Annotated in this window: 13 protein-coding genes and 3 pseudogenes; 4 read left to right on the top strand and 12 right to left on the bottom strand. The window is 71.3% G+C overall.

Features of this window, described 5'->3' with window-relative positions; all coding sequences use genetic code 11:
- Positions 1 to 13: 13 nt before the first annotated feature.
- Together AB6L24_RS16835 and AB6L24_RS16830 are read right to left on the bottom strand one after the other, a co-directional pair.
- Complete coding sequence (locus AB6L24_RS16835) at positions 14 to 952, bottom strand: AfsA-related hotdog domain-containing protein (RefSeq protein WP_405656113.1); 939 nt, start codon at positions 950 to 952, stop codon at positions 14 to 16.
- Positions 953 to 1038: 86 nt separating this feature from the next.
- Positions 1039 to 2806, bottom strand: a pseudogene (locus AB6L24_RS16830) (MMPL family transporter); the annotation flags it as partial.
- 79 nt (positions 2807 to 2885) lie between these two features.
- Between AB6L24_RS16830 and AB6L24_RS16825 the strand changes: the two are divergent.
- Together AB6L24_RS16825 and AB6L24_RS16820 are read left to right on the top strand one after the other, a co-directional pair.
- A pseudogene (locus AB6L24_RS16825) lies at positions 2886 to 3197 on the top strand (MarR family transcriptional regulator); the annotation flags it as partial.
- Positions 3146 to 3499, top strand: a pseudogene (locus AB6L24_RS16820) (pyridoxamine 5'-phosphate oxidase family protein); the annotation flags it as partial. The pseudogenes AB6L24_RS16825 and AB6L24_RS16820, both read left to right, overlap by 52 nt.
- Positions 3500 to 3681: 182 nt before the next feature.
- Here the strand turns inward: AB6L24_RS16820 and AB6L24_RS16815 are convergent.
- The 6 genes from AB6L24_RS16815 to AB6L24_RS16790 form a co-directional block, all read right to left on the bottom strand.
- On the bottom strand, positions 3682 to 4521 hold the full coding sequence (locus AB6L24_RS16815; RefSeq protein WP_405656112.1) for an anti-sigma factor: 840 nt from the start codon (positions 4519 to 4521) through the stop codon (positions 3682 to 3684).
- Positions 4518 to 5063: an RNA polymerase sigma factor gene (locus AB6L24_RS16810; protein WP_405656111.1), complete on the bottom strand. Its 546-nt coding sequence runs from the start codon at positions 5061 to 5063 to the stop codon at positions 4518 to 4520. The genes AB6L24_RS16815 and AB6L24_RS16810 overlap by 4 nt, the downstream gene beginning before the upstream one ends.
- A 45-nt stretch (positions 5064 to 5108) precedes the next feature.
- Entirely contained in the window at positions 5109 to 5537 is a 429-nt protein-coding gene (locus tag AB6L24_RS16805) for a class F sortase (RefSeq protein ID WP_405656110.1), read from the bottom strand.
- 325 nt (positions 5538 to 5862) lie between these two features.
- Positions 5863 to 6696, bottom strand: coding sequence for a DUF4397 domain-containing protein (locus AB6L24_RS16800; protein ID WP_405656109.1), 834 nt, complete (start codon positions 6694 to 6696; stop codon positions 5863 to 5865).
- A 92-nt stretch (positions 6697 to 6788) separates the two neighbouring features.
- A complete protein-coding gene (locus tag AB6L24_RS16795) occupies positions 6789 to 7358 on the bottom strand; it encodes a DUF4383 domain-containing protein (RefSeq protein WP_405656107.1) in 570 nt (189 codons plus the stop codon).
- 121 nt (positions 7359 to 7479) lie between these two features.
- Entirely contained in the window at positions 7480 to 8061 is a 582-nt protein-coding gene (locus AB6L24_RS16790; protein ID WP_405656106.1) for a sigma-70 family RNA polymerase sigma factor, read from the bottom strand.
- 216 nt (positions 8062 to 8277) lie between these two features.
- Here AB6L24_RS16790 and AB6L24_RS16785 point away from each other — a divergent pair, with 216 nt between their 5' ends.
- Entirely contained in the window at positions 8278 to 9306 is a 1029-nt protein-coding gene (locus tag AB6L24_RS16785; RefSeq protein ID WP_405656104.1) for a MerR family transcriptional regulator, read from the top strand.
- Between the two features lie 194 nt (positions 9307 to 9500).
- Here the strand turns inward: AB6L24_RS16785 and AB6L24_RS16780 are convergent, their stop codons facing one another.
- Positions 9501 to 9638 (bottom strand): hypothetical protein, encoded by a 138-nt coding sequence (locus AB6L24_RS16780; RefSeq protein WP_405656102.1) that lies wholly within the window; start codon positions 9636 to 9638, stop codon positions 9501 to 9503.
- Between the two features lie 10 nt (positions 9639 to 9648).
- Positions 9649 to 10176 (bottom strand): ABATE domain-containing protein, encoded by a 528-nt coding sequence (locus tag AB6L24_RS16775; RefSeq protein WP_405656101.1) that lies wholly within the window; start codon positions 10174 to 10176, stop codon positions 9649 to 9651.
- Between AB6L24_RS16775 and AB6L24_RS16770 the strand changes: the two genes are divergently transcribed.
- Complete coding sequence (locus tag AB6L24_RS16770; protein WP_405656100.1) at positions 10175 to 11155, top strand: 2-dehydropantoate 2-reductase; 981 nt, start codon at positions 10175 to 10177, stop codon at positions 11153 to 11155. The two genes, AB6L24_RS16775 and AB6L24_RS16770, sit on opposite strands and share 2 nt — an antisense overlap.
- Positions 11156 to 11347: 192 nt before the next feature.
- On the opposite strand, the gene AB6L24_RS16765 is transcribed toward AB6L24_RS16770, so the two are convergent.
- A complete protein-coding gene (locus tag AB6L24_RS16765) occupies positions 11348 to 11935 on the bottom strand; it encodes an isochorismatase family protein (RefSeq protein ID WP_405656099.1) in 588 nt (195 codons plus the stop codon).
- Between the two features lie 89 nt (positions 11936 to 12024).
- Positions 12025 to 12741, bottom strand: coding sequence for a DUF2470 domain-containing protein (locus AB6L24_RS16760; RefSeq protein ID WP_405656097.1), 717 nt, complete (start codon positions 12739 to 12741; stop codon positions 12025 to 12027).
- Positions 12742 to 12814 lie beyond the last annotated feature (73 nt).

Here is a 12814-nt window from a genome sequence, read left to right as displayed (position 1 = left end):
CGCCGACGTACGCTCACGGGCGCAGCAGGGCGACCGTGCCCGTGGCGGAGACTTGACGGCCGACAGTCACGACGAAGCGAGCTCCGCGCGGCTCCGTCGTCACTTCGACACCGGCGCCGCGCCACGGCACCGGTGTCCGTACCTCCACGCTCAGCCCGACCACGGCCGCCGCGGTCCTCCCGGACGTCAGCATCACGGCCTGCCGTCCCGCCTCAAGGACCGCCGGCGCGGGCAGCAGGGCGGGACGGCCCGCGAGGAGGATCGGATGGCCGGGGTCACGCGGCAGGATGACCAGCCGCGCCTGTGGCGCTCGCGCGATCAGGACATCGGCGTCAGCGGCGGCGCCCACGGCCCCGGCCGAGGGATGCAGCAGACCGGCTCGGTGGTCGGCCTCTGCAGCCGGGGGCTGCGGGGTGGCCCGGGCGAAGCGCATGGAGCACCACCCGAGAGGCGTTCCCCCATGGGTGAACTCCGCGGTGACGCGACAGGCGGCAAGCCCGTCATGGCCTGCCGCGAGGTCTGCGACGGTCAGCCGTGCGGCCACGTCGGTGACGCTTCCACGCTCGGTCGGCAGCGCGGCGGCATTCAGGCCGAGGCGGATCGAGACGGCCTGCAGTGGTGGCGTACCGCTCTCGGGAAGTTGTCGATGCTGCAACGCCATCGCGAGCTGGCGCGTGGACTCAACCATGATCAGCGGATGGTGGCGAACGGCGACCGTCCGCTCGTTCAGCGGGTGAAGGCGTGGCCACTGGCACACGGCCGCGAACGAGCGGCTTCCCCGGCGGCTCAAGGACACGACGAGGAGCGCCGTGACCGTCTCCAGGCCCAGCGCCCGCCGTGCCAGCTCGGCTCCGTGCAGCTCGGCCACCGGGGCGTCAAGGTCGTCCGCGAGGCGCTCCCACCGGTGAACGGCAGCACGAGCACGGATGGTGGCTGATTCGTGCATGAGCATCTCCTCCGGAAGGGCGAACCGGAACATTCAGCCCTCGGCCACACTTCCGCCAACGGCGTGTGGATGGATGCACGACACGTCTGGCATCAGCTGGTCCTTTTCAGCCGGCCTTCCTCGGGCTCGCCGCCGTCATGCGGTACCGCTTGGGAGGAAGCAGCCGCTTCGGTGTCGGAGAGGGCCCCGCCGCCGGATCCGCCGCCGGATCCGCCGTTCCGGCGGGCCAGGGAACTGGGCCACCAGGCACGGGGGCCGATGTCGATCACTAGCGCGGGCACCAGGATCGAGCGGACCACGAGGGTGTCGAGCAGGACGCCGAAGGCGACGATGAAGGCGATCTGGACCAGGAAGGCGAGCGGGATCACCATCAGCGCGGCAAAGGTCGCGAATCCGTACAGCGGTACCGAGGCGTCCGTGCCGCTGAAGCCGAGCAGATGCTCGAAGACGAGGGCGCAAACTCCGAGCGTGGCGGGGAAGTTGAGCCCGACGGTCGCGACGAGCAGCACGGGCACGAGCAACGAGCGCAGCAGCAGGACAAGAATGAGCAGGATGATGGCGAGGACGACGGGCACGATGAGCGAGCGGTCGCGCTCGGTGGTCTTTTGCGTGTCGTACTGCTGGGCTGTGTAACCGCCGACGAGAGCATCGGCGCCGGGGACCGCGGCACGTTCGCGCGCAGTCGCTCCACGGCCTGCTTGGCGGCGTCACTGTCCGCGGCGTCCCGCAGGGTGGCGTCGATCCGGACCCGGCCTTCGACGACCAGCGGCTCACCGGCCCCGGCCGGCCCGAGGCCGGGACAGGTCCTGCCGAAGCCACTCCCTCGGTGCCCTTCGCGGCCTCGGTCACCTCAGCCGTGCGGCCGGAGTCGGCGATGATGACCGCGGGGTTGCCCGAACCGCCCGGGAAGTGCTCGCCGAGTGTCCGCTGGGCAGCCACTGACGGAGCGTCGTTCACGAAGATCTCATCGAGTGGAACGCCCTTGGCCGACAACGAGGGGGCGAAGGCCGCCAGTGCGGCGAGCCCCAACGCGGTCGCCACCCACATCCGTCGCGGGCGACGGTCCACCGCCGCGGCGACCCTGCGCCACACCGCGTGCCCCTCCACGGACGCGTCGGACTCCTTCGGCCGCGAGGGCCAGTACGCGGTCCGCCCGAGCAGGGCGAGCACGGCGGGCAGGAAGGTGAGGGTGGAGAGCACCGCGCAGACGATGCCGATGGCACCCACGGGCCCGAGGGCGCGGTTGTCGGTCAGGTCCCTGGCGAGCAGGGCCAGGAGCCCGAGGGCCACCGTGGCGGCACTCGCGGCGAGCAACAGCGCGTAGTCCGTGGCGGCACCGATGACGAGGATGGACAGGATGCCCTGCACCCGGCCGTCCACTCGGACCATGTCGCGGTCCGCGAGCGCGTAGACGATGGCGCACGCAAGGCCGAGTGCGAAGACGGCCCCGATGATGATCAGGAACGGCAGCAGGACACTCCGGTAAACGAACAGCAGGATCAGCAACACGGCTGCGAGTGCGACCCCGAGCAACAGGCCGTCGATACCGGCGAACGCGTCCGACAGGTCCGCCTGGATCGCGGCGGGCCCGGCGACTCGCGCCTTCGCCCCCGGAACGCCGTCCGCGGCGGAGCGCACGGCGTCGAGGGCATCGGGCAGCTCCTCGCCGAGATCGGGTTTCAGCTGGACGACAGCCTGCAGCGCCTGCTTGTCGTCGGACATCAGGGCCGGCGAGGGGCGACCCACGACCCCGGCCTTCCCAGCGAGTTCGGCGACGGCACGCGTGGCCTGCGCCTGCTGGGCCCTGCTGACCTGATCCCCGTCGCCCCGAGCCGTCCAGACGACGACGGCCGGCAAGGACGGCACCAAGGGCCCTCAGGTCTCACTTCCCCCGGACAGCGCCACAGGGTTGCAGTCCTTCGCCGTTCTCCTTCGCGGGATGAACAGCGAGTTCAACCGTGCTGCCCATGAGTTCGCACAGACGCAGACGCAGGGCCTGCATGTCACCGATGTCCAGGCGCTGATCGCGATCCTCGACGCCGACGCCGACACAGACGCGGGCCCGATGACGCCTGGCCGGTTGCGCAAGCAGCTGGACCTGACATCCGGCGCCGTGACGGCCTGCATCGACCGGCTGGAGAAGGCGGGACACATCCGCCGGGTCCGGGCAGTCAGCGACCGGCGCGTCGTGCACCTCGCATACGAAGAGGCGGCCAGGGCCGTCGCCAGGAACTACTTCCTGCCCCTCGCCCTGATGGCACCCCCCACCTGGTGCCCGTGGGCGTGACATATGACTCCGTCTCGCGCATCGCGCGGGTCATCAGCAGCGCAAGCAGCAAGAAGGTACGCAATATCCTGGCCGCCGGACCTGACGCGAGGGTGACCGTGTCCCAGGTCGACGGACGCCGCTGGTGCACCCTTGAGGGCTCAGCGGTCGTCAGGGCTGACCCAGGCTCCGTCGCCGACGCCGAGCGCTACAAGCCGCCGCGGCCGAACCCGGAGCGCGTCGTCATCGAGATGGTGACGACGGCGATCACCGACACCCAGAGGCCAGGGTGTCCCAGATGCCGCCGTCCGCGCGTTCTTCGTGAGCGTCGGCTGTCGCACCCTCGGCCGGCGGTGTCTGTACCGGGTGTGGCAGCTGTGGATCAGTCATCTGTTTCAGATTCGCCCACGTCATCCACGAGCGCACCCGCTGGGCGTACCCCCATTGCTCCCGCGTCGGCCGAGCGAGGTCAGCGCTTCAGGAGGCCGCGTACCACGCTGTTTCCTGAGTGCGCCGGGTCGCCGTTGTACTCCTGGTCCGATACGTCGACGAGGGGGTAGTCGGCCAGGTTCACGCCCTTCGGCAGGGGCAGGGTGGCGGAGCCCCGGGGGCCGAGCACCCCGATGGCGATGAGCTTCTTGTGGGTCGGGTCCATCAGCCACACCTCGAAGTAGCCGTCCGTCCCGGGCAGGCCCTCCACGTCTATCCGCAGTTGCTGTCGGGAGCCGCCATCCGAGTTGTCCAGACGGGCCACACCTTGCGCGTCACCAGCGGCCAAGGGCTTCAGCGAGGACCCCCTACCCGTGGGCGCGGCTGCCGCGTCGTCGCCGCGCAGTTGCCACCACGTCGTGGCGCTGCCCAGGGCCGCTCCGGCCACGAGGCACGCCGCCGCGAGCAGTATCGCGAATCTCCTACGCCGAGTGGGCCGCGAACTGGCCGGCTCGCTTCCCTCCGCGCGGGGAAGGCCAGCGGGGGGGACCTCGGCGAGGCGCGGTCGCCGCGCCCGCGCGTCGACCGCCGGGTCCGTACGGACTGCGGACGCCGTCGCGTCTGCCTCCTCGTCACTCAGGTCACCGGGAGCCGAATCGAGGCCCAGCTCGGCTGAGATCGCCTCCCACACCCGCTCGGGCGGAGGCGCGAGGACGTCGTCGGCCGACATGGAACGTGCCGCGACGACGACCCTGTGCAGCTCTTCCAGCTCGGTCCGGCATGTGACGCACTCGCCGAGGTGTCGCGAGAGAGGCGACTGACCGTCGTCCATCTCGCCCAGAGCGATTTCAGCCAGCTCCGCGTGGTCAAGATGCCTCATCGCTTGCCACCTCCTCGCGGCTTCAAGGACGCCAGCGCTTCGCCCAGCTCAAGCCTGACCATGTGCGTGGGGACCCCGAGCCGCTCCGCCGTCTGCGTCGCCGTCAGCGACCCATGAAGAGTGAGTTCCAGGACCGCGGCGCGCAGCGGGGGAAGTTCACTCAGCAGCTCCCTGAGGACCGCCTGATCGACGGCGGCTGCCAAGGCTTCGTCGTGTCCCAGTTCGGGGCGCTGACGGACGATCTCACGGCGCATTCCGTCGAGCAGCAGGAGGCCCAGTCTGCGGACGGGGTCGGAGGAAGCACGGTTGCGCCAGGCGTCGACGAACACCCGAGATGTCGATGCTTCGGCGGTCCGCTCCGGCAGGAAGCGCAGCGCGAGGGCGTGTATGGCGCCGCCCCAGCGACGATAGGCCTCGGCGAGGGCACCCTGGTCGCCGTGCAGGAACCGCTTCGCCAGGTCGGGGTCCGCGCTGCGCGGTGTGCGCGGACTCGTGGCGAAGCGGTCCCCTGGCTGTTCTTCGGCCGAACCGGGTGCAGACACGGCAGCAGCGTAGCGGCGTCGATCACCTTCCACGTCCCGCATCGTTCAGTCTCTGCTTGTCGGTTCCGCGGTGACGACGAGGTTCTTCTGGTAACCCCCGCGCGCTCTGTCGAACGGAGCCGCGCAGGTGATCAGCGTGAGCACCGGCCTGCCGTCTCGGCGGAAGACCTCGTCCGGCAGTTCCTTCTTCGGGACGATCTGCCGGGCGGACACGCGGTATCGGAGGGGGGCGGCGGCACCGCGCTCCACGATCACGTCGTCCCCCGCGCGGACGTCGTACAACGCCGCGAAGGCACCCAAGTCCCCGGTGCGGGAGTCGACATGGCCCACCAGGACGGCGGAACCGCTCGGATCGCCCGGAGCCGGCCCGTAGCGGTACCAGCCCGCCGTCGCGGGATCGGAGGGGATCTCCGCCCGGCCGTCGGAGTCGACGCCGACGGCCCGCAGCCGCGTGCTGACCTCGAGGCGGGGCATGCGCACGCGCGTCGGTTCGGCTCGCGCGTCCTTCGCTGTGTCCGTGGCGCCGGTGCGGCCACCGCCATCGAGTGGCCGCGCCGGCTCACCGGCCGCTGGTGCCGATCCGGTGTCCGTGGCGTCGGAAGGACGTACGTCCGCCGGTGCCCGCTCTCGGAGTGCGGGAGAACCTTCGGCACCGGTGCGCTTCCCGAACTCGTCCGGCAGTTGGTCATCGGACGGCGTCAGGACGAAGAACAAGCCGGTTGCGAGCACCGCCGACAGGGCAGCGCCCACCACGAACCAGCGGGAGCGCAGCATCCGGCCCCACCTCGCACCGGTAGGGTCAGCCACGCTGACGAGCGACGCGGCGCACCGCGAACGCTCCGCCGAAGGCGACAACGCCGGTGCCTGCGATCCACACGAGCGCTGCCTGCGAGGAGTCGGGGGCGGCTGCGCCCGACTGCCCGGCGTCGACTCCGCCGGGTGCAGAGTGCATCCCCTCGAACGACTGCACCTTCAACCCCAGGTTCTTGTCCTTCGCGCTGCCCCAGGCGTACACCACATTGCTGGTGCCCTCCTTGAGGTTGAGGTCAGCCGGGCCGATCGCCACCTTGTCCGTCCCGGCGAGGACGACATCGGCGGACGCCGTGCCCGCAGGCGCGTCGCCCTTGGCCTCCTTGGGGTTCTCCAGATCCTTGAACAAGGGCTTCTCCCCGGCACGCACGTCAACAGCAGGCGCCGCCGCGACATGGCGGACAGCGAGCCGGGCCTTCCCGGCCGGCACCTTCGACACGTCGTTGACGAAGGCGCTGAGCTGCGGCTTGCCGTCGGCCGAGAGATGCGCGACCACCGTGGCGTTCGCGCCCGCGGGCACGTCCACCTTCTTTTGGAGGGCGGGGGTGCCGTCGGGGCCCTCGCCGTCCTTGAAGACCTTGATGTCGTAGGAGCCCGCCGGCAGTTCCTGCGGGTCGGTGAGCGTTCCGGGCTTGAAGTCGGGGATCAGCTCGTCACCGTTGGCGTAGACGTCGACGGTGAGGCCGGGCACCCCGTGGAAGACAGAGACCATGGCCTTGCCGTCGTCGGCCTGCGGAGCAGCGGCGACCGGAGCCGCGCCGGCCAGCGCCAGGGTGAGGGCGCCGGCGGTACCAGCGACGAGGCCGTGGGTGCGCGAGATCATCAGGGGATTCCCTTCGCGATGGACCCCGGTCGGGCCGGGATCTCACAACCACTTCCGAGGGCGTGGAGTTGCCGGATGCAGCGCTGCGGTGGTCAATCCGCGTCAGCCGCTCGCCGCGCCCCGTCCCCGTCGCCAGGCGGGAGCTCGCTCGACGTGTGGACGAGTTCCGGTACGCGGGACGCCTCGTCGTGCCGGTGCGCCTCCCGCGGGTGGCGCTGCCGCCAGTACGGATTGTCGTGCGGCAAGCCTCCACTCACCCGGCCGTACATGCCGAACGTCATGATCAACAGGCCCATGAGGAAGCTGAAGACCACATTGGACATCCTGAAGTCGAGGATGTTGGCCGCCCGGTCGAGGATGAAGAGATGTACGAAGCCGCTCACCAAGAAGAGCACGCCCACCGCGATGTTCACCGTGGAGGCGACGTTGCCGCCGACCACCGCGGCGGCGATGAGGGCTACGCCCACGACGACGGAGATCAGACTCAGGGCTCCGTTGGTCGACAGGCCCGCGATCCGTTCCCCGCTGGTGTCGAAGAAGCTGAGCTGGTCCGCGAACCCCAGGCACCCGAACACGAGCAGAACCAGTCCGCACAGCCCGGCGCCCACTCGGTACACGGTGGCAAGACGGTGGTCGACCGGCAGTTCATCGTGGAGTTTCATGTGGTCTCCTCGGAACGAGCTTCCCCCTATGATGGTGCCTCTGAGAGACCCTTGGGGCCTCTCGCATCGTTTATGCATCATTGGCGGGGCCCGCCAGGCCGCCAGGCAGAGATCATCGTGCCTACGACTCCGAGCGGGCCGACTCCAAGGAGCGCCGCAGACTGTGCAGTCCGCGGCGGGTGTGGCTCTTCACGGTGCCGAGGGGAAGCCCGGTCCTCTCGGCGATCTGCGCCTGGGTCAGATCGCCGTAGAAGGCGAGGCCGAGAATCTCCCGCTGGACAGGCGTCAGCCGAGCGAGCGCCTCGGCGACGAGGACTCGATCGAGCGCGGCTTCCGTGTGCCCGCTCGTCGCCTCTCGCGTCTCGCGGTCGGCGAGCCCGACGGCAGAGCACAGTTCGGTGCGCCTCGTCCGCGCCGAAAGGGAGTCCGCGATCTTGCGGCGTGTGACGCCGACCAGCCAGGCGGAGATCGTCCCGCGCTCCGGGCGGTAGCCTCCTCTGCCGCGCCACGCCGCGAGGAAGACCTGCTGCGTGACGTCCTCGGCCTCCCTGACGTCCCCCAGGGAGCGCACTGCGAGCGTGTACACGAGGGAACCGTAGCGCCGGTACAGGAGCGCGAAGCTCCGCTCGTCGCCCTGGACGAAGCCGGCGACGATCTCCTCGATCTCCCGAGCGTCCTCGACGGGAGCGTACGTCGGAGTCACGCCACCGGAGACTGTCCTGGTTACGCCCACGACCTTCACCTTCCTGACGGTCCATGACACTTTCGTTCCGGACTTTTCCGTTGCGCCGAGAGGCAGCAGAGCGCAGATCCGACGCAGAAGGAGACGCGGATCGCCCGGCCTCCTGCCGCTCTCCCACGATCGTCATGAGGGAACGGCCGAGCAACGCGCATCGGTAATGCGTCGTATGCTGAAGCGATGACGGAGAAACAGCCTCCGTGCCCGGAGGGTGACCGCCAGGTGGGCCTCACCACCGGCTCTGTGGCGCGCCGCTTCGGAGTCGCTCCCACGACGCTGCGCTCCTGGGACCGCCGCTATGGAATCGGCCCGGCCGCTCGTGAAGGCGGGCGACATCGTAGATGGACGCAGCAGGACATCGCCGTGCTGGATCGCATGTGCCGACTGACCGGTGAGGGAGTGCCGCCATCCGAGGCGGCGAAGGCGGCACTGGCCGGCTCGGCGGGAGCCGGCAGTGCCTCCACGCCTGGCCCCGCGTCGACTCGCACCGACAGCATCGGCTCGCTCGACGGGCCCACCGGCGCGCCCGCGCAGTCGCGTCAGCGTGGGCTCAGCCGCGCGGCGCTGCGCCTTGACTCACAGGCCGTCGACGAAGGACTGTCCAGTTGCATCGCCGACCTGGGCCTGGTGGCCGCCTGGGAGACGGTCATCATGCCCACGCTGCACGCGGTGGGCCGCAAGTGGCAGACATCCGGCGAGCGGTTCGTCGAGGTGGAGCACCTGCTGTCCTGGCATGTGTCGACGGCGCTGCGTCGCGCGGCCGTGGACCAGACCGAGCGTCCGGTGGGACCACCGGTTCTTCTGGCCTGCACGCCGGGCGAAGGGCACTCCCTCCCCATGGAAGCACTGGCTGCCGCTCTCTGCGAACGCGGCCTGCCGGTCCGGATGTTCGGTGCGGCCCTCCCTGCCGAGGCTCTCGACAACGCGGTCCGACGCCTCGGCCCCACCGCAGTGGTCCTGTGGGCCCAGTCGCTCAACACGGCGAGCCGCCCGCTCGCCGAGCACCTCAAGGCAACGGAATGGGGCGTGAGAGGCGCCCGAGCACACCCGGCCGTCCTGCTCGCAGGGCCCGGCTGGGCAGCGTGCCCTCACATTCCGGAGACCGTCCGCCCGCTGGGGCTCGGTGACGCGGTGGCCACGCTGGCATCGCTCTTCAACGCGGACGGCGTCGGTCCGTATAGACGACGTCCGTCGGGATCAGCGACGTGAGCCGCCCGAAAGAGCGCAACGCAGTCCCCTGGCACCCTCTTCGCCGTGAACTTCGCCGACCCGGCAGCAGCCTCCGCTTCCAGGTGCTGTGCACCGGGTGTGTCACGGGGTGAGGACGGCGCCGGAGTGCGATCGGGCCGTGCGAATCCGCCCCGGTACGGGTGTTGCGAGAGCCGTACCGGGGCGGGTGGGAGTCAGCTGAAGATGACGGAGCGGAGCTTTGCCCTGTCGCTCAGAATCCTGCCCGGTTGCATGACGTAGGAGGTGTCGTCGCCCTCGCAGTCGAGGAACACCACGGCCGTGGACGTGGTCAGGTTCTTGGGCGCAGACACGGGCTGCTCGTCAGTGGCCCCGAACAGGTTGATGCACGCCGTCGCCGTCGAGGGTGAGGCCCGTGCCGGGCAGCGGCCGGGCCGTCCAGTGGTTGAGCAGGGCCAGGTCCGCCGCTTCGGGTGCGGTGGCCGCGCGTACCGCCGCCGCGATCCGGTGCACGGCCTCACGCAGCGCCCGCGCCTCCCCCAACTCCTCATCGGACACGGCGAGGTGATGCTCCGTCATGCCTGCCTCGCGGAACCAGCGGGACAGGTCCGCCGGGTCCCGCTGCCGCTCGACGGCGCCCGGTCCGCGCCTGCCCACGGTCGCGGTGAGGTTCAGGGACGTCCACCCGCCGCGCCAGCGGAACTCCCGGTCGGCGGCGGGCGGTTCGCCGCCCGCCGGCACGGGGGCGGTACGCGCCTCGGTCTGGCCGCACGCCAGCAGCGTTACCCCGTCAGGCAGTAACTCGCTAGGGTGACGGCCGGGCCGTCGAGCGTGCGGCCCGGCCCGGTACCGCGCGGCGGCCCGGCGTCGGCACACGGGGAGGTTCTTCATGGCGGAGACGGTGCGGGACGCGGGCGGGGCCCTGAAGGTCGCGGTGGTCGGCACCGGCGGCGTGGGCGGCTACTTCGGCGGGCGGCTCGCGGAGGCCGGGCACGACGTCGCGTTCGTCGCGCGCGGCGCCCACCTGGAGGCGCTGCGGCGCGAGGGCCTGACCGTCGAGAGCCCGGCGGGCGGCTTCACCGTCGCACCGGCGCGCGCGAGCGACGACACGCACGACATCGGCGAGGTCGACGTCGTCCTGCTGTGCGTCAAGACCTGGCAACTGCCGCCCGCTGTCGCCGCGTTGAAGCCCCTCGTCGGCCCGGACACGGCGGTGGTGACCCTGCAGAACGGCGTCGAGGCGCCGGAGCAGGTGGCCCAGGAGGTCGGCCGGGACGCGGTGCTTCCCGGCACGGCGAAGATCCTGGCGCAGCTGGACGGCCCCGGCCGGGTGCGGCACATAGGCGGACCGGGCGCCCTGGCCTTCACGGAGTGGGACAACCGCGCCACACCTCGCGTCGAACGGCTGCGCGCGGCGCTCGCCGGGGCGGGCGTGAGCGTCACCGTGCCCGACGACATCTGGGCCGAGCTGTGGGCCAAGTTCCTGTTCGTGGTGCCCTTCGGCGGCCTCGGCACGGTGACGGACGCCCCGTTCGGGGTGCTGCGCTCGCGCCCGGGCACCCGGCGCCTCCTGGCCGAGGGGATGGCGGAGATCGAGCGGATCGCACGGGCCGTGGACGTCCGCCTCCCGGACGACATCGTGCCGCGCACCCTGGACTTCGTCGACCAGCAGCCCGCCGAGGGCACCTCGTCGCTCCACCGCGACATCCGCTCCGGCCGCCCGTCCGAACTGGACGCGTGGAACGGCTCGGTGGTCCGCCTGGGCGCCCGCACGGGGACGCCGACCCCCGTCAACGGCTACTTCTACGAGGTGGCGAGCGTGCTGGCGGCGACCCGGGCCGGGGAGCCGGGCGGGGGCAACGAGGGCTGACGGCCTGACGGCCGCCACTCCCACGACCGCGCACTCCCGTGGTCCGGCGCCAAGGCCCGGCGCCGGACCACGGGCGAGGCAGCCCGTCGGCCGCACGGCCGACAGTCGCACCGCCGACAACCGCACGGCCGACGCCCATGCGACCAGCGACCAGCGACCAGCGACCAGCGACCAGCGACCACGCAGCGTCGACTACGGCGCGACGAAGCTCACGTCGTCCACGCTCGGCACGATCTCCACCTCGTCGCCGAGCGCCCACTCCGCGACCCGCGACACCGTCGCCGCCGGGACGGCGTCGCTGATGCCCGGCGCCGCCGGAATGTCGTACGTCCCGTGCGCGTCATGGGCGATGACCAGGCGGAAGTCCAGGTCAAGGGCGGTGCGCGCGGTGGCGCTCACGCACATCTCCGACATGACGCCGCAGACGGTGAGCGAGGTGACGCCCTCCTCCCGCAGCACGTCCTCGAGTTCGGTCTCCTCGAAGCCGTCGTCGACGGTCTTGCGGAACAGCAGTTCACCGCGCTCGGTGTCCACGGGGAAGTGCAACTCCCACGTGGGTGTGCCCGGTTCGTCCAGGGCGTCGTCCGGGCCGTCGTTCTGCAACTGGATGACGAGCGCGTCGGCGGCCCGCGCCTTGGCGAGGAGCTGCTCGACGCGCGACAGCAGGTGGCGCGCGCCGGGCACGGCTTCGTCACCGGTGACGAAGCCCGACTGGGTATCGATGATGATCAGGGCCTGAACAGGCTCGACGGGTTCGCATTCTGCGGGGGCGGGACTCATGTGGCCCATCATCCCCGCGCGTTGCGCGCGCCCGACACCGGGGGCCGCTCACGCGTGCGAGGCGCAGCCCGACCGGTCCGGGGCGGGCCTCAGGACTCGGGCGGCGCCGGACGCAGCACGGGCCGGCGCAGCAGCCGGGCCTTGGTGAGCAGGGTGTGCATGCGCTCGGTGACCTGGCCGAGGTCCGCCACCGGTTCATGGAAGGGCAGCCGTACGTCGGCCTGGCTGCTGACGCGTTCCAGGCGCAGGGTCAGGCCGTGGCGGTCGATGGCGAGCGGTTTGACGTCGACGACACCGGCGAGGCTGTCGGCGGCGACGAGCCGGGTGAGCTGTTCGACGGCCTCGGGGTGGGAGTCGGCCAGGTGTGTGAGGAGCCGGGCCTCGGCGTGCGCCAGCGGGTCGGCGTCGGCGAGCGCGAACTCCTCCAGATCGATGCCGGTGCGGCCGGATCCGTCGTGCAGCACCGCGCAGGCGGGCTCGAAGACGAGGTGGTCGCGGGTCGCCGTGAGGGTCCCCGAGAGCCAGAGCCGTGAGCGCACCCGGTCCCTGACCGGCACCGGCGCGACGTCCGCGAACTCCACGAGCGTGGACGGTTCGCCGCGCGGGGCGCAGATCAGCGCGGCGGCGAGGGCGCTGTCCTCCGGCGGGTGCAGGAGCACCGTGCCCCGCTCGCTGACGGTGTGGGCGCCGACGAGGTCGTCTCTGCCGATCTCCGTGGTCACCGCGCAGGACCAGGCGGTGGCGAGCACGGAGCGGGCGCGCGCCGCCGCGCTGGGCATGGTCGTGCTGACGTGTCGGACACCCATCCTCAACCTCCATTAGGTAAGCCTTGCCTAACTTATCGGAGATCGAGTCGTGCTGCCAGCATGCGTGCGGGGT

It is taken from the genome of Streptomyces sp. RK9, from assembly GCF_045070545.1.
GTDB classification, from domain to species: Bacteria; Actinomycetota; Actinomycetes; order Streptomycetales; family Streptomycetaceae; genus Streptomyces; species Streptomyces alboflavus.
The sequence above is the reverse complement of the archived record's forward strand: the minus strand, read 5'-3'. Positions and strand labels throughout refer to the sequence as shown.